We start from the raw sequence: 21,428 nt of genomic DNA, 5'->3' as shown, positions 1-21,428 counted from the left end.
ACACATTTTTAAACCTATAATATGCAACATATCATTGACCGTTTTATCAGTTATGTGACAATTGATACGGAATCGGATCCAAATTCAAATACAACTCCAAGTACAGAAAAACAATGGGATCTGGCTAATAAATTAGTAGAAGAATTAAAGGCAATCGGAATGGAAGATGTTACGATTGACGAAAATGCTTATATCATGGCTACCCTGCCAAGCAATGTGGATCATGACGTGCCGACAATTGGGTTTGTTTCGCATTTTGATACGACACCAGATTTTACGGGCGCAAACATCAAGCCTCAAATCATCAAAAATTATGATGGTGGCGATATCGTTCTAAATAAAGAACAAAACATCGTGCTTTCTCCTAGCTATTTTAAAGACCTGTTGCAATACAAAGGACAGACTATTATCACTACCGACGGTACTACACTTCTTGGTGCTGATGATAAGGCTGGAATTACAGAAATTGTTACGGCAATGGAATTCCTGATCCAGAATCCGGAAATCAAACACGGAAAAATCAGAGTGGGTTTTACTCCTGATGAAGAAATTGGCCGGGGCGCTCATAAATTTGATGTAGCAAAATTCAATGCGGACTGGGCTTATACTATGGACGGAAGCCAGATTGGTGAATTGGAATATGAAAACTTCAATGCTGCCGGTGCCAAGATTACTTTCAAAGGAAAAAGCGTGCATCCTGGTTATGCTAAAGGGAAAATGATCAACTCTATGTTGATTGCAAACAAATTCCTTTCAAAATTACCGAAAGACGAAGTGCCTGAAAGAACAAAAGGTTATGAAGGATTTTTCCACGTACATCACCTGAACGGTACGATTGAAGAAACCGTATTGGAATTGATTATCCGTGACCACGACAAGAAAAAGTTCGAAAAAAGAAAAAAACTGGTTGAGAAGATTACCAAAAAAATCAACAAGAAATTTGCAGAACAATTCGGAGGTGATATAGCTACTGCTGAAGTAAAAGACCAATACTACAACATGAAAGAAAAAGTAGAACCGGTTATGCATATTGTTGATATTGCTGAAAAGGCAATGAAAGAATTAGGTATCAAACCAATCATCAAGCCAATCCGAGGCGGAACTGACGGATGCCAACTTTCGTATATGGGACTTCCTTGTCCAAATATTTTTGCTGGTGGACATAATTTCCATGGCAAATATGAATATGTTCCTGTAGAAAGCATGCAGAAAGCAGTTGAAGTTATTGTAAAAATTGCCGAACTGACTGCCGTAAAAAAATAAGCGTCACCATGGAGGAAAAACACACATGGGATAAAACCAATCAATGGGAAGAAGAGTTGGATTTCCTGAAGTCAATTATTATCAAGACAGAATTGGTTGAGGCCATTAAATGGGGCGCACCTGTTTATACCTTAAACAATAAAAATGTACTGGCAATTGGCGGCTTCAAAAACTTTTTTACCATCTGGTTTTACAATGGTGTTTTTCTGAAAGACCCGAAAAAAGTATTGGTCAATGCCAATGAAGGTGTTACAAAGTCCTTAAGGCAATGGCGATTCGAGTCGAAAGAAGAAGTAGATGAAAAATTGGTACTTTCTTATATCAAGGAAGCAATTGAAAATGAAAAAGCCGGGCTTTCAATCAAGCCGGCTAAAAAAGAAGCTATCGTTTCTGAATTCATGCAAAACCAATTCAATGCTGATTCCGGGCTAAAAAAAGCTTTTGAAGTATTCACTCCTTTCAAGCAACGAGAATTCTTAGAATATATCGAAAGTGCCAAGCAGGAGAAAACAAAAATCACACGATTTGAAAAAATCAAGCCGATGATTTTAGAAGGAATTGGCCTGAATGACAAATACAGATAATAAAAAAGTCCCGATTACTCGGGACTTTTTATTTTTTTATAGAAAACGATTATTTAGCTTCGTTTGCCATTTTGCTCAATTCCAAAGAAATTGCAGAACGCTCCATTTTTAGTTTTCCTGACATTGTTTCAAGAACAACAGTTCTTTCTGCAAGCTCAGCAATTCTTCCGTGAAGACCACTTTTTGTAATCACCTTGTCTCCTACTTTAAGACCGGTTTCAAATTCTTTTTCTGCTTTCGCTCTTCTTTGTTGAGGCCTGATCATGAAAAAGTACATGACCACAAACATTCCACCGAATAAAAGTAAATTTGCGTATTGTTCCATAATAATCTTAGTGATTTGTCACTCCAATTCCACCTGCTTTAGGTGTAACTTCTGCTCTAATAGTTAATAATTCGTTTCCGTTAGCTGTATTAGTCGTAATATTTACAGACTTTTGTTGTTTTCCTGGTTTTCCAGTAGAATCAAAAGTAACTTTCATTGTACTGGTTTCTCCTGGCTTAATTGCTTCTTTTTTATACTCAGGAACCGTACAACCACAACTTCCTTTAGCATCAGTAATAATCAAATCAGCATTACCTGTGTTAGTGAATGTAAAAACGTGTTCTACTTTGTCTCCTTCTTTGATTGTCCCGAAGTCAAATTCTTTTTCTTTAAAAGTCATTACCGGGATCTTTCCAGCTGCTTCTTCACGCATGGCTGTTGCCTCAACATTAGAAGCCTCGATTTTTGAAGATGCGTTTTCTTTGCAAGAAACACCTAATACTAGCGTTGCAATGGCTAGCAAACCTACAGTTTTTTTAATCATGATTATGAATATTTAAGTTACATCAAACCTCTTCCGGTTTTATTTAATTTATTTGCTGTTTGGTAATCTTTTACAAGATTGTCTAAAATTCCGTTGATAAAAATACTGCTTTTTGGCGTAGAATATTCCTTTGCAATTTCTAAATATTCGTTAATAGTTACTTTTACCGGTATAGAAGGGAATTTTAATAGTTCACAAATAGCCATTTTTAAGATAATCGTATCTACTTCCGCTATCCTGTCTGAATCCCAGTTTGGAGTTTTATCGATAAATTCTTTTGACAATTCCGGTTCATTCAACACCGTTTTTCGGAACAGGTTTTTAGTAAATTCCTTGTCTTCAGAATCTTTATAAACTCTTGGAATTGAGAAATCTTCGTCCGTCGATTTTAACGCTTTTAGTTGTTTGGCAATATGCGTATTCACTAATGGAATATCATCAATCCATGTTAGCTTATTATCTTCAAGATATTCGTAAAGTTTTTCGTTTGGCGCAATTAAATCTGTAAAAACAGTAACCACAAAACGTTTGTCTTCTTCAAAATTGTTCACACGATTGCTCATGTACTCTTTATAAAGATCGCTGTTTTTGATTTCTTCCAGAAGAATTCTGATATAATCATCATTCAAATGCCAATCGTTGATTTTTCTATTCTCCAAAGCCATGCTTAAAGAATTGCTTTCAAGTAGCAATTGCAATACATGATTGTTGATGAATTTCTTATTGGGATTACGCTCGTCTGGAGTTGCGAGGTGTTTTTTGCTGGACTTGTCAAGAAAATCTTCTTCTCTTTTTTGGATTTCTACCAAAGAAGACAGCATAATAAGGTATAAATCTTGAATATTTTCGATACTGTAGAATAAGAATTTTTCTTCTTTTTCAAGATTATCGGAATTGTTTTGATGCATGGCATATACTGACTGCATTACTTTTACACGGATATGTCTTCTGTTTAACACCTTATAAGAACTTTTAAAAATTAACAAAGCGAAAGAGATTTTCTTTCGCTTTGCAAAAATAGTAATATTATTGAAACCCTAAATTATTATTTAGCGTTTTCTTTTTTTCTGTCATCAATACGTTTTTGAGCAATAGATAAAGCTGCCTGGTGTGTAGTAATACCATTTGTTTCAGCAAAATTGAAAATCTCTAATGTAGTATTGTAGATGTTTTCAGTTCTTCTCAAAGCTTCAGCACTGTCATAACCAACAATTTCAGCATATACGTTAATGATACCTCCAGCGTTGATCAAGAAATCAGGAGCATAAGCAATACCTCTGTCTTTCAAGATTTTTCCGTGGATTTCTTCATTAGCCAATTGGTTGTTAGCAGCACCAGCAATGATTTTTGCCTGAATTTTGTTTACTGTAGCATCGTTAATTGTAGCACCCAATGCACATGGAGCATAAATATCAACCGGAGCGCTGTAAATATCTTCTCCTGTGAAAATCTGAGCACCATATTTTTGGCTGATTTCTTTCAATCTAGCTTCGTTGATATCAGTGATTTGCACCAAAGCACCTTCTTTTGTAAGGTGGTCGATAAGTGTCTCACCTACGTTTCCAGTTCCTTGAACCAAGATTTTTTTGCCATCCAGGTTATCAGAACCAAATTGGTATTTAGCTGCTGCTTTCATTCCCATGTATACACCAAAAGCTGTTACAGGTGAAGGATTTCCAGAACCACCTCTTGATTGAGAGATACCTGTTACATAAGGAGTAACATCTCTGATTAAGTCCATATCTGGAGTTGTAGTACCTACATCTTCAGCAGTAATATATTTTCCGCTTAGTGAATTGATAAATTCACCAAACTTTATCATCATTTCCGGAGTTTTGTCAACTTTAGAATCGCCAATAATGACGGCTTTTCCACCTCCAAGGTTCAAGCCTGAGATAGCAGATTTAAAAGTCATTCCTCTAGACAGTCTCAAAACATCATTAAGAGCTTCCCATTCGTTGGTATATTTCCACATTCTCGTTCCACCCAAAGCTGGTCCTAAAACTGTGTTATGAATGCCGATTATTGCTTTCAAACCAGTATCTTTGTCATTACAAAATACGATCTGTTCGTGATTGTCAAATGATAATTGTCCAAAAACCGGGTCGATTTTGTGAAGCTCACTTGCTTTTGCTACTTCTGTTATCATACTATCTTTTATTAAGTGGTTAATTATGATTTCATCAAAAAGATGTCGCAAAATTAAGATTTAAATCAAAACTTTGCAATGAAATTAACCTTTATTAGCAATCCATTAATGAAAATAGCTTTTTTACATTTTAAATAAAAAAATATTTTACTCATATTTTTAACATAAAACAACATATTATTTTATCACTTTTGCAAATACAATGAAAGAACTTCAATATTTAAACAAATATTTCACTAAATATAAATACCATTTTTTATTAGGAATTATTACCACAATTGCGGCTCAGTTTTTTTCTCTTTATACGCCAAAATTAATCGGAAATTCCATCAATGCGCTGACGCAGAAAGAGTTTGATTCTGAAACCACAAAAAACATCCTTCTGGAAAATATTGTATGGGTTTTAATCACTACAATTATTGCAGGTGTACTTACTTTTTTAATGCGCCAGACATTAATTGTAATGTCACGTTATGTAGAATTCGACTTAAAAAACGAAGTCTTCAGGCAATATGAAAATCTTTCTCAGAATTTCTATAAAAGAAACAGAACGGGTGATTTGATGAACCGCATCAGTGAAGATGTTAGCAAAGTCAGAATGTATGTAGGTCCGGCCGTTATGTATACCATCAACACCTTTATACGTTTTGCCGTGGTAATTGTACAGATGTATATTATTTCGCCAAAGCTTACCTTATATACTTTATTGCCTTTGCCTATTCTTTCTTACCTAATATTTAAACTCAGTAACGAAATCAATATAAGGAGTGGGATTTTCCAGCAGAATCTTTCACAACTTTCAAGCTATACCCAGGAAGTCTTTTCTGGAATTCGAGTTATCAAAGCCTATAGCCTCGAAGAAAAATCACAAGACGAATTTTCTGATTTGTCAGAAGAAAGCCGTGAAAAGAGCATGAAGCTTGCCAAGACCAACGCCTTGTTTGGCCCGCTAATGATTTTGCTCATCGGGATGAGTAACCTTGTCGTGATTTACGTTGGAGGTATGATGTACATTAACGGCTCTATAAAAAGCATTGGTGTCATTGCAGAATTCATACTCTACATCAACATGTTGACCTGGCCGGTAGCTTCTTTAGGATGGGTTTCATCTATGATACAGGAAGCTGAAGCCTCACAAAAAAGAATCAATGAGTTCCTTAAAATACAACCGGAAATCAAAAACAAAACACTAGAAAGCTCTATCATTGACGGAAAGATTACCTTCAACCATGTAAGCTTTACTTATGAGGATACCAACATCACAGCATTAAACAAAATAAGCTTTACGATACAGAAAGGAGAAACACTGGCTATTCTTGGAAAAACAGGTTCCGGAAAATCGACAATCTTAAACCTTATTAGCCGATTGTATGATGTTAAAGACGGCGAAATCACTATTGATGGCCACAACATCAAAGACCTGAACCTTCACGATGTCAGAAACAGCATTGCTTTTGTACCTCAGGACGCTTTCTTGTTTTCAGATACGATTATGAACAATATCAAATTCGGAAAAGAGAATGCGACAGAAGCTGAAGTAATCGAAGCTGCCAAAAAAGCGGTTGTCCATACTAATATTATAGGATTCAACGATCAGTACCAGACTGTAATTGGTGAAAGAGGAATTACTTTATCGGGTGGACAAAAACAGCGTGTCTCTATTGCAAGGGCAATTATCAAAGATTCCAACATTTTGTTGCTTGATGACTGTCTTTCAGCCGTTGACACAGAAACCGAAGAAGCGATCCTAAATAACCTTCTTGAATTCTGTAAAGACAAGACAACTATTTTAGTGAGCCACAGAGTTTCATCAGCTAAAAACGCAGACAAAATCATTATTCTTGACGATGGAAAAATCATCCAACAAGGCTCTCATAATCAATTGGTAAACCAAGAAGGCTATTACAAAGACTTGTATCTGAAACAACTTTCTGAAAAAGAAATCCTATAAAAATGTTGTTTAATTCAGCTATTTTTTAGATTTTTGGTTTCCAGTTAACACAAACCAATTGAACGACGGATTATGAGAGAAAATGACATGCTAGAAAAAGAAGAAATTTTTTCTAAAGTATTGAGAGCCGGAAGAAGAACTTATTTCTTTGATGTTAGAGCTACAAAAGCTGACGACTATTATATCACAATTACTGAAAGTAAAAAATTCACTGAAGAAGACGGTTCTTTTCATTTTAAAAAACACAAAATCTACCTTTATAAAGAAGATTTTACCGCATTTTCAGAAATCTTAGAAGAAATGACTTCTTATGTCTTAAACCACAAAGGCGAAGAAGTAATCTCTGAAAGACATCAAAAAGATTTCAAGAAAGAGTTCTATACTGAAAAAGCTACAGCTGAAACTACCGCCACAGCAAGCTTTACAGATATTGACTTTGACGATATTTAATCAATACACAATAACAGAATTCCCGAAATGACCTTTCGGGAATTTTTTGTTTATATAAGATTCTGGCATAGTTTTTTCCAAAACTCAAACCTAACACAATAACATCCCCCTAAATGAGACACCTTCTTATCTTATGCCTGTTCCTAAGCAATTGTCTTCTTGCACAGACAAAAATTGCTGGGACTTATGATACAAAAACAAAAAAATTCACGCCTGAAGACAAGACTTATTATATCCAATACTTTTTTAAAGGCTATGCGTCTGTTTCAAAAGACAAAGCTTCCGGGATAATTGATAGCACAGGAACTATTGTTGCACCTCTTATTTATGATTCCACTGTCGCCAGCTTTACAGAAAACAGGGCACTAGTCAAAAAAGAAAATCTATACGGCTTTGTCGATAAATCAGGCAAAGAAATCATTCCTTGCATGTATAATGAAGCTAAAGGTTTTTCAGAAGGTTACGCCTGGGTAAAAAAAGAAGAAAAATGGGGACGTATAGATTCTTCTGGCAAAGAAAACATTCCTTTTATTTATGAGACGGCTGGTTTTACATCAGAAGGCATGACACGAGTACAAAAAGATGGGAAATTTGGAGCCATTAACCAAAAAGGGCAAGAAGCCGTTCCTTGCATCTATGATGAGATTGGCTTTTTTAAAGATGGACTGGCTGTAGCCACAAAAGGACAAAAACGCGGTTATGTTGATAAAACAGGAAAAACGGTCGTTCCATTTATTTATGAACTAGCTGACGATTTTAAAGGCGGTGTAGCTATTGTCAGAAACAACAACAAATGCGGCCTAGTTGATAAAACCGGAAAAGTTATAGTTCCATTAATTTATGACGGAATGGGCAGTTTTGATAGTGACCAGTCTGGATTGGCAAGAGTTCAGATAGGCAACAAATGGGGCTTTATCAATAAAAAAGGAAAAGAAGTTGTTCCGTGTATTTATATCAAAGCTAATTTTTTCAGTGAAGGCTTGGCATTAATCGTTACTGACAAAGGAGAAAGTGGTTATGTAGACACAACCGGAAAACTTATCATTCCATTTACAAAATATACTAGGGCTGAAAATTTCAGAAACGGAAAAGCAGAAGTAAGAAAAGGTAATGATATCTTTTTTATCAACAAGCAAGGACAGCCAGTCAACTAATTCAATAACATTTTACAATTATAGTAACAGCCTCAAAAGAGGCTGTTTTTTTATCCGATTCTCAAACCATTCTCTACTTTAAAATCCGGAGATAACAAGATAACAGAACCTTCCTCGCCTACCGCTCCTAAAACAAGACACTCGCTCATAAATTTGCCAATCTGTTTTTTAGGAAAATTTACAACAGAAACAATTTGTCTTCCAATTAAATCTGCTTTTTCATAATGTTTAGTGATTTGTGCGGAAGTCTTTCTGATTCCAATTTCAGTACCAAAATCGATAACCAGCTGATATGCCGGTTTTCTGGCTTCTGGAAAATCATTGGCTTCCATAATAGTCCCAACTCGCATTTCTACTCTTTCAAATTCGGACCATGATAAATTATTCTCTAATTCTGAATTCATAATTTTAATTTTCTATTCTAAATACTGTCTGTCAAATTTCGAAAATTTCTGCCTATATTTAAAGCTCGAATTTTATTTTAAACGCAATGGCAAAAACACCATCAAACATGCCCCCACTTGGGACTTCTGCACCACAATTCAGATTGAAAGATACTAATTCTAATTTTTATTATTCTTTTGAAGACCTGAAAGGCAAAAAAGGCACTTTGGTTATGTTTATCTGCAATCACTGCCCTTATGTGATTCATGCCTTGCCGGAAATTTTGATGATTGCCAACGATTATCGAGTACAAGGTATTGGGATTATTGCCATAAGCAGCAATGATGTTGAAAAATACCCACAGGACGGGCCGGATATGATGACTGAATTTGCCTTTAAAAACAGTTTTGATTTTCCTTACTTATATGACGAAACCCAGGAAGTAGCCAAAGATTTTGATGCTGCCTGCACGCCTGACTTTTATCTTTTTGACTCGCAAGACAAATTATTTTACCGAGGACAATTAGACGATTCAAGACCTTCAAACGGGATTCCTTTAAGCGGTAGCGATTTGAGAAATGCAATCGACGCCTTGATTTACAACAGAAGCCTGCCTGAAACCCAAAAACCAAGTCTGGGTTGCAATATCAAGTGGAAATAATTATTTCTTTTCCAATACGATATCAATAGGGCGGTTCATCTTAGGACCAAACTGTGTTTCACGAGCTTTGCTGGAACATAAGACATACATATTGAAGCTATTCAGCTTTACAATCTGTGTTTTAAAATTGCCACCGTTTTCTTCACCGTCAACATCTTCAACTTTCAGGCTAAAATCATCTCCTGGAAATGTGTTTTTGATGGAAAGCAGATAATTGTCTTTTGCAAAAGGAAAAAACCAGCGCTCTTTTGAAACCTGAGAATCGCCTGTTACCCTATTACCCTTATCGTCTATTTTATAATTAGCAGTAAAAGTCAATGGTTTTCCGGCACTTGTCCAGCTGTACAGGTTATTGATGTTCAGCAAATCAAGACCTAATCCATTAATGATAGTAATTTTCAATCCTGGAATATTCTCTTTTTTGCCCGCTTCGTGTACATTCAATACAAAATAAGAAGTAAAATCATAGCCGCAATGCTGTGCAACCTGAGCTTTTGAAGAAAATGAAATCAGAAAAAGAATAAAAAGCAAAAAACGCATCGGATGAATTTTAGTAGTGACAAAAATACAAAAGCAAATAGCATTCCAATAAAAAAGCACCTCGAATGAGGTGCTTTTAACAACTATAAATTGAAATATTATTATTTCACATCCATTAATTCCACATCAAAAACCAAAGTAGCATCTGGAGGAATAACGCCTCCCGCTCCACGAGAACCATATCCTAAATGTGATGGAATAACAAAACGAGCCTTATCTCCTACTTGAAGTAAAGCAATTCCTTCATCCCATCCTTCAATTACGTGCCCTTTTCCTAAAGGAAATTCAATTGGTTTTTTTCTTGGGTAAGAAGAATCGAATACTTTTCCATCTTCCAATTGTCCGGTATAGTGAACAGAAACGGTCTTACCGTTTTCTGCTTTTTTACCATTCCCCTTTTGAATCATTTTATAACGGAGTCCACTTTCAGTCTTATCAAATCCTGCAGCTAATTTTTCCATTTTAGCTTCAGCTTCTTCTTTTGCTTTTGCTTCACGTTTTGCACGAGAACCTTCAAATACTCTGAAAGCCTCAATAGCATTCCATTTTTTTGCCTCATCACCTTCACGGATAATTTCAATGCTTTGGATTTCATCGCCCTGAGCAATTGCATCCACTACATCTTGTCCTTCTACCACATGTCCAAAAACAGTATGTTTGTTATCCAACCAGTTTGTAGGAACGTGAGTGATAAAAAATTGTGAACCGTTAGAACCCGGACCAGAATTAGCCATAGACAATACACCTGGCTTATCATGTTTTAATTCCGGATGAAACTCATCGTCGAATTGGTAACCAGGTCCGCCTGTTCCTGTTCCTTGAGGACAACCACCCTGAATCATAAAATCAGGAATCACACGGTGAAATTTAAGCCCATCATAATAAGGCTTTCCTTGTGGTCTTGATTTATTTTCTAAATTTCCTTCTGCCAATCCAACAAAGTTACCTACAGTTCCTGGCGTCTTATCATGAGTCAATTTTACTACGATTGCCCCTTTTGGAGTATTGAATTTTGCGTATATTCCGTTTTCCATCTTTTTAATTTTATTTTTGAATCACGCAAAATTACGAATTAAAATGTGAAAATAAATACAATTAATGACCTAGGTCAAACAAAGAAACTAGGTATTTACTTAAATTTGCGTCACAGAAAAAAGAGATTTCTCCGTTATTCTGAAAATAAAACAACCGACCACATGAACAGCATTTTTCATCCTGAAGGAAATAAGAAACTGATTGAGCGCATTGAGACGCTCACTCCTATTACACACAATGAATGGGGAACAATGAACGTAAGCCAAATGCTCGTACATTGTCAGATGCCTATTAAGGTTGCTTTTGGAGAGTTGAAGATTAAAGTAGGGCTTATCGCTTTATTATTTGGAAAAATGGCCAAAAAAAGCGTCACCAGTAAAAACCCGATTAAAAGAAACTTGCCTACAGCCAAAGAATTTGTAGTAAAAGGTCATCCTGATTTTGAGCAGTCAAAAACAGAATTAATTACCTTAATCTCAAAATTCGCTGACGAAGGCCCTAAAGCAATAAAGAATCCAAAACATCCTTTTTTCGGAAATCTAACAACCGACGAATGGGACTATATGCAATGGAAACACCTGGACCACCATTTAAAACAATTCGGAGCTTAAATAAATATTTGATTTGGGATTTCAGATTTATGATTTTAGAAGCGAAATCATAAATCTAAAATCATAAATCTAAAACCCTAAATCACAAATCGTAAATCTAAAATCCAAAATCATAAATCCCAAAAATGAGAATCGACATTATCACCGTACTTCCTGAATTATTAAGAAGCCCTTTCGAAGCCTCTATTATGAAAAGAGCCATCGACAAAGGACTGGTAGAAGTCCATTTTCATAATTTGAGAGACTATACGACAAACAAACAGAAGAATGTTGACGACTATCAATTTGGCGGAGGTGCCGGAATGGTAATGATGATTCAGCCTATTGATGATTGTATTGCAAAGTTGAAAAGCGAGCGCAATTACGATGAAATCATTTATATGACTCCGGATGGCGAAACTTTAAATCAAGGTATGGCCAATCAGATGTCGTCATTAGAAAATATTATCATCTTATGTGGTCATTATAAAGGTGTAGACCAAAGAGTTCGGGATCATCTGATTACAAAAGAAATTTCAATCGGAGATTATGTGCTTTCAGGTGGAGAATTAGGAGCTATCGTATTGTCTGATGCCTTGATTCGGCTAATTCCAGGCGTTTTAAGCGATGAGACTTCTGCCTTGACAGACAGTTTTCAAGACAATCTATTGTCGCCTCCTATATACACGCGGCCATCCGACTATAAAGGCTGGAAAGTGCCGGATATTTTACTAAGCGGCCATTTTGCCAAAATCGACCAATGGCGTGAAGACAAAGCTTTTGAGCACACGAAGAATAGAAGACCGGATTTGCTGGAAGACTGATTTTTTAATTTATGATTTTTGATTTGTGAAGGCTGACTTATGGATTTATGATTTATGATTTGTGAAGACCGATTTATGGATTTATGATTTTTGAAAACAGACCTACATAAAGTGTCGTAATTCTAAAATCTTAAATCCTACCTCCAAAATCTTAAATCTTTAAATCCTAAATCTTATATCATACATCTAAAATCATGCATTTGAAATTTTTCTTAAAAAAATCACCTCTTCACGTTTAATAATTCATAACTTTTCCTATCTTTGCACCCACTTTGGACCAACCTCTGGCGAAACTCGTGAACGTTGCTCTGATAATCAAATAATTAAATCAAACAAAATGGCAGATTTGATGAAATTCGTTAAAGACGAATTTGTAACAAAAAAAGATTTTCCTGAATTCGGAGCTGGTGATACAATCACAGTTTACTACGAAATTAAAGAAGGTGAAAAAACAAGAACTCAGTTCTTCAAAGGAGTTGTAATCCAAAGAAGAGGTTCTGGAACGACTGAAACTTTTACAATCCGTAAAATGTCTGGTTCTGTTGGAGTTGAGCGTATCTTCCCTGTGAATATGCCTGCTTTACAGAAAGTTGAAATCAACAAAACTGGTAAAGTTCGTAGAGCTAGAATTTTCTACTTCAGAGAACTTACAGGTAAAAAAGCTAAAATTAAAGACAGAAGAAGATAATCTAAAGTCTTTTAGTTATAAAAAAATCCCGAATCGCTTCGGGATTTTTTTATTGCCTATTTTTAAGATGCAACATGAAATAAAAAATCATACCTTTACCTATTGTATTGCATGCAACTTACCTAAAATCAGACATTATGAAAAAAATAGCTTTACTATTTTGTCTCGCCATACTTCTTTCATGCTCAAGCGACGATTCATCGCAACCGCATGATACTACTGCCGATGTGCTCTTAAAAAAGACCATCACCCAAAGTAATGGCAATAGCTATGAAACGCTTTTTACCTATGACGGCAAAAAATTGCTGCAAGCGAGAAGTGTCAAGGAAAATAAAAAATTCAATTACAGCGGAAACAACATCTCAAAAATCAGCTGGTATACCAATCCTGATACCGACAATACATTGTCACAAACTGTAGAATTTGAATATCTCCCTGATGGAAAACTAAAAAAATTCAAGCAGGAAAGTGACAATCCTTTGACTGTTGAATTTACTTACGTTGGACAAGATACCGTAAATTTTGTTGCGAGAGCCTATAGAAGTTCTTATGATTTCGTAGGATACTTTACCGTTAGAGACAATGAAATCTCAGAATATGTCTACTTAAATGGTGGAAGACCAAGACCTTCTGTAAAATACACTTACGACAGTAAAAATCACCCTTTGAAAAACGTTACCGGATACAACAAGCTATTCTTGTATCACTATTTTTATAATTCAGCACATTTCAATGGTTTTACGACTAATGTTGGAAGCTCAAAAAACTGCATCAGCAACAGCCTGATCCAAGATCCAAGCGTTATTGAAGTTATGAATACGTACGAATACAACGAAAACGGATTTCCGAAGGTAATCAACAAAGACAGCAATAGTGCTGCCGATTATTTGTTCTACTAAAATCCTTTCATAAAATACATCCATAGCAGCCAGAAGCTTTCGCCTTCTAGCTGCTTTTTTATTTAAAAAAGAAAAGACTATCAAGATAAGCTCACCATTTCTATTATTAGAAATTTTGCGACTCTGCGCCTTTGCGTGAAATAATTGCTCGCAAAGGCGCAGAGTCGCATAGCAAGATTTCAGATAATCAATTAGGAAAACCTAAAGAATTCACCTGCTAAAATATTTCCAACTTATAAAATATCCACGTTAAAATTTTATAGTTATTTGATGATTTCGCATTTATCAATCTTTTAATTACCAATTTCTTAAATCAAACGTTTTCGCTTTCTCCAAATTCTTAAATTCGCTATGGTTTTCATATATTTGCAATCCTTACAAACAAGAATAAACAAACAAATTTTTTTCGAAAATGTCAGATAAAGCAAAGATTTCTTATACAATTACGGACGAAGCTCCGATGCTTGCCACCCACTCTTTTTTACCAATCGTAAAAGCTTTCACTGCTCCGGCAGGAATTACTGTTGAAACCAAAGATATTTCATTGGCTGGAAGAATCATCGCCAACCTTTCAGACTATCTTAAGCCGGAACAGAGAATTAATGATAACCTTGCCGATCTTGGAAAACTGGCTACAACACCAGAGGCAAACATCATCAAATTACCTAACATTTCAGCTTCGGTTCCTCAATTGAAAGAAGCTATCAAAGAATTACAGGCACAAGGATATAATCTTCCTGAATTTCCTGAAAACCCTCAGACTGACGAAGAAAAAGCAATCAAGGCTAAATATGCTAAGGTGCTTGGATCTGCTGTAAACCCAGTTCTACGTGAAGGAAACTCTGACAGAAGAGCTCCAAAAGCGGTAAAGAATTATGCTAAAAAACACCCGCATTCTATGGGTGCTTGGAGTGCAGATTCCAAAACGCACGTAGCAAGCATGAGCGAAGGCGATTTTTACGGAAGCGAAAAATCAGTAACCATCAAGGATGCCGATACTTTCAAAATTGAATTCGTAGGCAATGACGGTACTACAAAATTATTAAAAGACACTTCTCCGTTAAAAGCCGGAGAAATTATCGATAGCTCAGTAATGAGCATCAAAGCATTAAAAAGCTTTATCTCTAAAGAAATTGAAGACGCCAAAGCAAAAGGTGTTTTATTTTCTGTGCACTTAAAAGCAACTATGATGAAAGTTTCCGACCCTATTATGTTTGGAGCAATTGTAGATGTTTTCTTTGCACCGGTTTTTGAAAAATACAAAGACCTTTTTGCAGAACTTGGTATCGATACTAAAAACGGATTGGGTGATGTATATGCAAAGATTGCCGGACATCCAAAACAGGCTGAAATAGAAGCTGACTTAAATGCAGTTTACGAAAACGGACCTGCTATTGCTATGGTAAATTCTGATAAAGGAATCACCAACCTCCATGTTCCTTCTGATGTAATTGTTGATGCTTCTATGCCGGCTATGATCCGTACTTCAGGACAAATGTGGAACAAAGAAGGTAAAGGACAAGATACAAAAGCAATCATTCCAGACCGTTCTTATGCTGGTGTTTATGTTGCAACTATCGATTTCTGCAAAAAGAATGGTGCTTTTGACCCAAAAACCATGGGAAGTGTTCCAAACGTAGGTTTGATGGCACAAGCAGCTGAGGAATATGGTTCGCATGACAAGACTTTCCAGATGACAGCAGACGGAACTGTAAAAGTTACCAACTCAAAAGGAGAAGTCCTTACAGAACAAAAAGTAGAAAAAGGCGATATTTTCAGAATGTGCCAGGTAAAAGATGCTCCAATTCAGGACTGGGTAAAACTAGCCGTAAACAGAGCAAGATTATCAGACACTCCAGCTATTTTCTGGTTGGATGAAAACAGAGCTCACGACAGACAATTGATCGAAAAAGTAAAACTATACTTAAAAGATTACGATACAACCGGATTGGATATCAAAATTATGAATCCAGTTGATGCTACCAACCTTTCTTTGGAAAGAATCAAGGACGGAAAAGACACGATTTCTGTAACAGGAAACGTATTGCGTGATTACCTGACTGACTTATTCCCTATTTTGGAACTTGGAACTTCAGCAAAAATGCTTTCTATCGTTCCGTTGATGAATGGTGGTGGTTTATTTGAAACTGGAGCCGGAGGTTCAGCACCAAAACACGTTGAGCAATTCATCGAAGAAGGTTACCTTCGTTGGGATTCTCTTGGAGAGGTTTTGGCTTTAGGAGCTTCTTTGGAACATTTAGGGCAAACTTTAAACAACTCCAAAGCATTGGTTCTTTCTGAAACTTTGGATCAGGCTACAGAAAAGTTCTTAGAAAATGACAAATCGCCAGCTAGAAAAGTAGGACAGCTTGATAACAGAGGTTCGCACTTTTACATTGCGTTATACTGGGCACAAGCATTGGCAGCTCAGGATAAAGATGCTGAATTAAAAGCAACCTTTACTGAAATAGCAAAAGAACTTACTGATAACGAAGCTAAAATCAATGAAGAGTTAATCGGTGCTCAAGGAAAACACCAGGAAATTGGTGGCTATTACAAGCCAGATTTCAACTTGACTGACAAAGCCATGAGACCAAGCGAGACTTTAAACAAAGCTTTGGCTAAACTAGCTTAATCTTTTAACTTATTTTATAGAAAAAGACGACTGGAAACGGTCGTCTTTTTTATATTTTTACGTTTCAATCTTTTTATCCGTAATTCATAATTCACAACTCATAATTAAAAAATGTCAAGCCACCATATTGTCCGAGACGACCAGGAACCTGCTTTAATCATTGCCAATGGAGCTTCATGCAGCAGTGAACTAATGGGTCAATTATTAGAATGGTCGCCTTTGGTTATTGTTTTGGATTCAGCCATCGAAAGAGTGCTGCCACTAGGCATTAAAGTCGATGTGCTGTTAGGCGATTTTGACAATGAACTGGATATCGAATATTACAAAACATTGCAATTCCCACTGGAAATCGTATGTGCACCTGATCAGGATAAAACTGATTTGGAAAAGGCCTTCGACTATTTGGTAGAAAAAGGGCACAAAGCAGTGAATGTTGTATGGGCAACAGGCCGAAGAGCCGACCACACCATAACCAACATGACTAATATTGTACGTTTTCAAGACAAGCTGAAAATCGTTATTCTTGACGACTATTCCAAAATTTTCCAGCTGCCAAAACGATACGAAAAATGGTATCCGAAAGGTTTTCCCATTTCAATTATTCCCGTTGGAACAGTACACGGTATTACATCAACCAATCTTGACTACCTATTACATGATGAAACCCTGACTATGGGATACCGCACCGGAAGCAGCAATCATGCAGCTCAGGATGGCATGGTAACTATCGAGCATAAAGAAGGCGATTTGTTGTTGATGGAATGTTTTGATTGACCTTTTTAAACCCCTATTTGACATGACTAATCCGACTATAAAAATACAAAGCTCTGAAATCCTTTCAGACAATTGGTACATCCTTAAAAAGATTGTCTTTGATTATCAAAAAAAAGATGGCAGCTGGGAAACCCAATCCAGAGAAGTCTACGATCGTGGCAATGGCGCTACCATTCTTTTGTATAACAAAGTACAAAAAACAGTTATCCTTATCCGTCAATTTCGTATGCCTACTTTTGTAAATGGCAATGAAACCGGAATGATCATTGAAGCCTGTGCCGGACTATTAGAAGAAGAAAATCCGGAAGAATGCATCAAACGTGAAACTGAAGAAGAAACGGGATACAGCCTGACTCAGGTACGGAAAGTTTTTCAGGCCTATATGTCACCCGGTTCCGTTACAGAAATCATCTATTTCTTTGTGGCGGAATATTCAAAAGAGATGAAAATAAGCGAAGGCGGCGGACTTTCTACAGAACATGAAAATATCGACGTACTTGAAATTCCTTTTGAAAAAGCCATGCAGATGATTGAAACCGGAGAGATAAAAGACGCCAAAACCATCATGCTTTTACAATATGCCAAAATCAACAATCTGTTAGAATAGGTATTTTGCCCAAGTGTAACTTTTAAGGTTTCCTAAAGTTTTTTTCCTATTTTCCTTTGTAACTTTGTTACTTAAACTTCAAACTCCACATGAAATTTCAAGTCGTATCTGATTACAAACCTACTGGCGATCAGCCACAAGCTATTGAAAAATTAAGCAAAGGCATCGAGGACGGAGAGCGCTTCCAGACACTATTGGGAGTCACGGGTTCAGGGAAAACGTTTACTATGGCAAACGTGATTCAGGAAGTACAAAGACCTACGCTAGTTCTGGCGCATAATAAGACGCTTGCTGCACAGTTATATTCTGAGTTCAAGCAGTTTTTCCCAAACAATGCGGTAGAGTATTTTGTTTCCTACTACGACTATTACCAACCGGAAGCTTTTATTCCTGTAACAGGTACTTATATTGAGAAAGACCTTTCCATTAATGAGGAGCTGGAAAAAATGCGATTGAGTACCACTTCTTCGCTTCTTTCCGGACGCAGGGATATTATAGTCGTTTCTTCTGTTTCCTGTCTATACGGTATTGGTAACCCTGTGGAATTTCAAAAAAATGTGGTTACAGTAGAAAAAAACCAGGTAATTTCCAGAACAAAACTGCTACACAAATTAGTACAGGCCTTGTATTCACGAACAGAAGCTGAATTTAATCCCGGCTCTTTCCGTATTAAAGGCGATACGGTAGAAGTATTCCCTAGTTATGGTGACGAACCTTTCAGAATACATTTTTTTGGAGATGAAATTGAAGAGATTGAAGCATTTGATCCAAAAACCTCTTTAGTAATAGAAAAATATACCAGTCTGAATATTTACCCGGCTAATATGTTTGTGACTTCTCCAGAAGTCCTAAACGGCGCTATCTGGGAAATCCAGCAAGATTTAGTAAAACAAGTAGACTATTTCAAAGAAATAGGAAAACACCTTGAAGCTAAACGTTTGGAAGAACGTACCAACTTCGACCTGGAAATGATTCGTGAATTAGGTTATTGTTCCGGTATCGAGAACTATTCGAGATATCTTGACGGCCGACTTCCCGGCACAAGACCTTTCTGTCTGTTGGACTATTTTCCAAAAGACTATCTTATGGTAGTAGATGAAAGTCATGTTACCGTATCACAGGTTCATGCCATGTATGGTGGTGACCGTTCGAGAAAAGAAAATCTGGTGGAATATGGTTTCCGACTTCCTGCCGCTATGGACAACCGTCCGCTGAAGTTTGAAGAATTTGAGGCCATGCAGAACCAGGTTGTCTATGTATCAGCAACTCCAGCCGATTACGAATTGGAAAAATCAGAAGGTATATATGTCGAGCAGATTATTCGTCCAACAGGATTGCTTGACCCGATAATTGAAGTACGTCCAAGCTTGAACCAGATTGACGACCTTATTGAAGAAATTCAGCAGCGTGTTGAGCTTGACGAACGTGTTTTGGTGACCACGCTTACAAAAAGAATGGCAGAGGAATTGACAAAATACCTTACCAAAGTAGCTATCCGTTGTCGTTATATCCACTCTGAAGTTGACACACTGGAACGTGTTGAAATCATGCAGGACTTACGAAAAGGATTATTTGATGTATTAATTGGTGTGAACCTGTTACGTGAAGGCTTAGACCTACCTGAAGTATCACTTGTAGCTATTTTGGATGCTGACAAAGAAGGTTTCTTGAGAAATACCCGATCACTAACCCAAACCGTAGGAAGAGCAGCAAGGAATATCAACGGAAAAGCGATTATGTATGCCGACAAGGTTACTGCCAGCATGCAGAAAACGATTGATCAGACCAATTACAGAAGAGAGAAACAGATTAACTACAACAAAGAACATAATCTTTCTCCAAAAGCTCTGAACAAAAAAATCGAAAGCACGTTAGCCAAAAACTCTGTTTCGACCCAATATTTTGAAAACCAAGCTCTGAAAGCTGCAGAACCGGAAAGTCAATACCTGACAAAACCAGAAATCGAGAAAAAAATCCGTGAAGCCAGAAAGGCGATGGAAAAAGCAGCGAAAGATTTAGATTTTATGCAAGCAGCTAAATATAGAGATGAAATAAAAGCGTTGCAGGAAAAGATATAAACTAATTCAACTGCTCCTTAAAAATATCAATCAGCATTCCAGGATCAATCATTCCGTTTGGCGATTCTTCCATTGCTTTTAATATTCTTTTGATAGCAAAAGGATTCAATCCCATGTTCACTCCCATCTGTTTGATGGCTATTTCTTCTTTTTCATGCAATACGCCATCACAGTGCATTAGCAAAGCCAATCTGTAAAACTGATGGATGCGCTGCTGCTCTGATTTTATAGGAAGTGCTTTTAATTCTTCATGAAAAAGATTTTTAAAATCCTCGCTTTTGACTTGTAATTCCTGGGCAACAATACTTAAAAACTGATATTCTCTATCATGAAGCTTCCCGTCAATAATAGCAAAAGCAATCATTTCGGCCAGAAGGCTTAATTTTTGTTCGTAGGTGTTCATTAAATCCTTATTTTTAGCTAAAATATTCTTTTTTGTCCATCTCTAAAATCATTCACTTGAGATATTTATTCACAATTTTCTTATTCTGTTTTTTTCTGAATCTAAAAGCACAGGAAAGTACGGCTACATCACAGGTGAGCACTTTTGAAATAGAAGCGCCCCAATTAAAAACTGTCAAGAAAATATGGGTTTATCTTCCAAAAAGCTATACCGCTTCTAAAAAAAAGTACCCTGTAATCTATATGCACGACGCACAAAACTTGTTTGATGCCAAAACTTCCTATGCAGGCGAATGGAATGTTGATGAAACACTGGACAGCCTCAAGGCACAAGTTATTGTTATTGGCATTGAACACGGAAATGAAAAACGAATAGACGAGCTTACTCCTTTTCCAAATAAAAAACATGGCGGCGGCAAAGCTGACGATTATTTGGATTTCATTGTAAACACATTAAAACCGTACGTTGATAAAAATTACAGGACAAAAACCAATACCAATAATACCGCAATTTTTGGTAGTTCGTTAGGTGGGCTTGTCTCCTATTATGCTGTTTTAAAATACCCAGAAGTTTTTGGAAAAGCAGGTGTTTTCTCGCCTTCTTTCGGGTTTACTGACGATATATATACCCTAACCGAAAAATCAGAAAAGATCAAAGCCAAAATCTATTTCTTATATGGCGATTCTGAAAGTGATGATATGGTTATTGATGCCCAAAATATTAAAAAACTTTTGGACCATAACAGATGTTACTGCTTAAAGCTAGATAAGACCGTAATTGTAAAAGGAGGACAACATGGTGAGAAATTATGGAGGGAAGGTTTTGCGAAAGCTGTTTTGTGGTTGTTGTAAATAATTTAACCCAGCCTGGGTACGGAATCGATAACCCTGCCAGGGTTTTGAACCCTGGCAGGGTTAGGGTTTTGAACTCCGGAAAGGTTATTATCTAAA

General features: G+C 36.5%; 23 protein-coding genes. 15 read left to right on the top strand and 8 right to left on the bottom strand.

What is annotated here, in order from left to right:
* Positions 1–21 precede the first annotated feature (21 nt).
* Both pepT and FJA49_RS12150 read left to right on the top strand, forming a co-directional pair.
* Positions 22–1,263, top strand: a complete 1,242-nt coding sequence (gene pepT / locus FJA49_RS12155; protein WP_140001188.1) for a peptidase T — start codon at positions 22–24, stop codon at positions 1,261–1,263.
* An 8-nt stretch (positions 1,264–1,271) separates the two neighbouring features.
* Positions 1,272–1,847 (top strand): YdeI/OmpD-associated family protein, encoded by a 576-nt coding sequence (locus tag FJA49_RS12150; protein ID WP_140001187.1) that lies wholly within the window; start codon positions 1,272–1,274, stop codon positions 1,845–1,847.
* Between the two features lie 49 nt (positions 1,848–1,896).
* Here the strand turns inward: FJA49_RS12150 and yajC are convergent, their stop codons facing one another.
* From yajC to FJA49_RS12130, 4 genes are all read right to left on the bottom strand, one after another.
* Positions 1,897–2,172: a preprotein translocase subunit YajC gene (yajC, locus tag FJA49_RS12145; protein WP_140001186.1), complete on the bottom strand. Its 276-nt coding sequence runs from the start codon at positions 2,170–2,172 to the stop codon at positions 1,897–1,899.
* Between the two features lie 7 nt (positions 2,173–2,179).
* Entirely contained in the window at positions 2,180–2,656 is a 477-nt protein-coding gene (locus FJA49_RS12140) for a DUF1573 domain-containing protein (RefSeq protein ID WP_140001185.1), read from the bottom strand.
* Positions 2,657–2,673: 17 nt separating this feature from the next.
* Positions 2,674–3,582: a transcription antitermination factor NusB gene (gene nusB / locus FJA49_RS12135; protein ID WP_140001507.1), complete on the bottom strand. Its 909-nt coding sequence runs from the start codon at positions 3,580–3,582 to the stop codon at positions 2,674–2,676.
* Positions 3,583–3,701: 119 nt separating this feature from the next.
* Complete coding sequence (locus FJA49_RS12130) at positions 3,702–4,805, bottom strand: Glu/Leu/Phe/Val family dehydrogenase (RefSeq protein ID WP_140001184.1); 1,104 nt, start codon at positions 4,803–4,805, stop codon at positions 3,702–3,704.
* Between the two features lie 202 nt (positions 4,806–5,007).
* Between FJA49_RS12130 and FJA49_RS12125 the strand changes: the two genes are divergently transcribed.
* The 3 genes from FJA49_RS12125 (at position 5,008) to FJA49_RS12115 (ending at position 8,360) form a co-directional block, all read left to right on the top strand.
* A complete protein-coding gene (locus FJA49_RS12125; RefSeq protein WP_140001183.1) occupies positions 5,008–6,756 on the top strand; it encodes an ABC transporter ATP-binding protein in 1,749 nt (582 codons plus the stop codon).
* A 72-nt stretch (positions 6,757–6,828) separates the two neighbouring features.
* Complete coding sequence (locus tag FJA49_RS12120; protein WP_140001182.1) at positions 6,829–7,206, top strand: PUR family DNA/RNA-binding protein; 378 nt, start codon at positions 6,829–6,831, stop codon at positions 7,204–7,206.
* 113 nt (positions 7,207–7,319) lie between these two features.
* Entirely contained in the window at positions 7,320–8,360 is a 1,041-nt protein-coding gene (locus tag FJA49_RS12115) for a WG repeat-containing protein (RefSeq protein WP_140001181.1), read from the top strand.
* A gap of 50 nt (positions 8,361–8,410) precedes the next feature.
* On the opposite strand, the gene FJA49_RS12110 is transcribed toward FJA49_RS12115, so the two are convergent.
* Complete coding sequence (locus FJA49_RS12110) at positions 8,411–8,764, bottom strand: tRNA-binding protein (RefSeq protein WP_140001180.1); 354 nt, start codon at positions 8,762–8,764, stop codon at positions 8,411–8,413.
* 86 nt (positions 8,765–8,850) lie between these two features.
* On the opposite strand from FJA49_RS12110, the gene FJA49_RS12105 reads away from it, so the two are divergent.
* Positions 8,851–9,405, top strand: a complete 555-nt coding sequence (locus FJA49_RS12105; protein WP_140001179.1) for a thioredoxin family protein — start codon at positions 8,851–8,853, stop codon at positions 9,403–9,405.
* Here the strand turns inward: FJA49_RS12105 and FJA49_RS12100 are convergent, their stop codons facing one another.
* Entirely contained in the window at positions 9,406–9,945 is a 540-nt protein-coding gene (locus FJA49_RS12100; protein WP_140001178.1) for a hypothetical protein, read from the bottom strand. It lies immediately after the preceding gene.
* 101 nt (positions 9,946–10,046) lie between these two features.
* On the bottom strand, positions 10,047–10,979 hold the full coding sequence (locus FJA49_RS12095) for a peptidylprolyl isomerase (protein ID WP_140001177.1): 933 nt from the start codon (positions 10,977–10,979) through the stop codon (positions 10,047–10,049).
* A 162-nt stretch (positions 10,980–11,141) separates the two neighbouring features.
* Here FJA49_RS12095 and FJA49_RS12090 point away from each other — a divergent pair, with 162 nt between their 5' ends.
* The 8 genes from FJA49_RS12090 to uvrB all read left to right on the top strand — a co-directional run bounded on the left by FJA49_RS12090 (position 11,142) and on the right by uvrB (position 20,075).
* Complete coding sequence (locus tag FJA49_RS12090; protein ID WP_140001176.1) at positions 11,142–11,591, top strand: DUF1569 domain-containing protein; 450 nt, start codon at positions 11,142–11,144, stop codon at positions 11,589–11,591.
* Positions 11,592–11,716: 125 nt separating this feature from the next.
* Positions 11,717–12,394 carry a tRNA (guanosine(37)-N1)-methyltransferase TrmD gene (gene trmD, locus FJA49_RS12085; protein WP_140001175.1) on the top strand — a complete coding sequence of 226 codons (678 nt, stop codon included), beginning with the start codon at positions 11,717–11,719 and terminating at the stop codon, positions 12,392–12,394.
* 337 nt (positions 12,395–12,731) lie between these two features.
* Entirely contained in the window at positions 12,732–13,082 is a 351-nt protein-coding gene (rplS, locus tag FJA49_RS12080; protein WP_140001174.1) for a 50S ribosomal protein L19, read from the top strand.
* A gap of 137 nt (positions 13,083–13,219) precedes the next feature.
* On the top strand, positions 13,220–13,981 hold the full coding sequence (locus tag FJA49_RS12075) for a hypothetical protein (RefSeq protein WP_140001173.1): 762 nt from the start codon (positions 13,220–13,222) through the stop codon (positions 13,979–13,981).
* Between the two features lie 412 nt (positions 13,982–14,393).
* Positions 14,394–16,616: an NADP-dependent isocitrate dehydrogenase gene (locus FJA49_RS12070; protein WP_140001172.1), complete on the top strand. Its 2,223-nt coding sequence runs from the start codon at positions 14,394–14,396 to the stop codon at positions 16,614–16,616.
* A 111-nt stretch (positions 16,617–16,727) separates the two neighbouring features.
* Entirely contained in the window at positions 16,728–17,390 is a 663-nt protein-coding gene (locus FJA49_RS12065) for a thiamine diphosphokinase (protein WP_140001171.1), read from the top strand.
* Positions 17,391–17,412: 22 nt separating this feature from the next.
* On the top strand, positions 17,413–17,997 hold the full coding sequence (gene nudK / locus FJA49_RS12060) for a GDP-mannose pyrophosphatase NudK (protein WP_140001170.1): 585 nt from the start codon (positions 17,413–17,415) through the stop codon (positions 17,995–17,997).
* Positions 17,998–18,086: 89 nt separating this feature from the next.
* Entirely contained in the window at positions 18,087–20,075 is a 1,989-nt protein-coding gene (uvrB, locus tag FJA49_RS12055) for an excinuclease ABC subunit UvrB (protein ID WP_140001169.1), read from the top strand.
* Between the two features lies 1 nt (position 20,076).
* On the opposite strand, the gene FJA49_RS12050 is transcribed toward uvrB, so the two are convergent.
* Complete coding sequence (locus FJA49_RS12050) at positions 20,077–20,478, bottom strand: TerB family tellurite resistance protein (protein WP_140001168.1); 402 nt, start codon at positions 20,476–20,478, stop codon at positions 20,077–20,079.
* A 56-nt stretch (positions 20,479–20,534) separates the two neighbouring features.
* On the opposite strand from FJA49_RS12050, the gene FJA49_RS12045 reads away from it, so the two are divergent.
* Complete coding sequence (locus tag FJA49_RS12045; protein WP_140001167.1) at positions 20,535–21,329, top strand: alpha/beta hydrolase; 795 nt, start codon at positions 20,535–20,537, stop codon at positions 21,327–21,329.
* The last annotated feature ends 99 nt before the right edge of the window (positions 21,330–21,428 follow it).

The organism is Flavobacterium microcysteis (assembly GCF_006385255.1).
Lineage (GTDB): Bacteria > Bacteroidota > Bacteroidia > Flavobacteriales > Flavobacteriaceae > Flavobacterium > Flavobacterium microcysteis.
The sequence above is the reverse complement of the archived record's forward strand: the minus strand, read 5'-3'. Positions and strand labels throughout refer to the sequence as shown.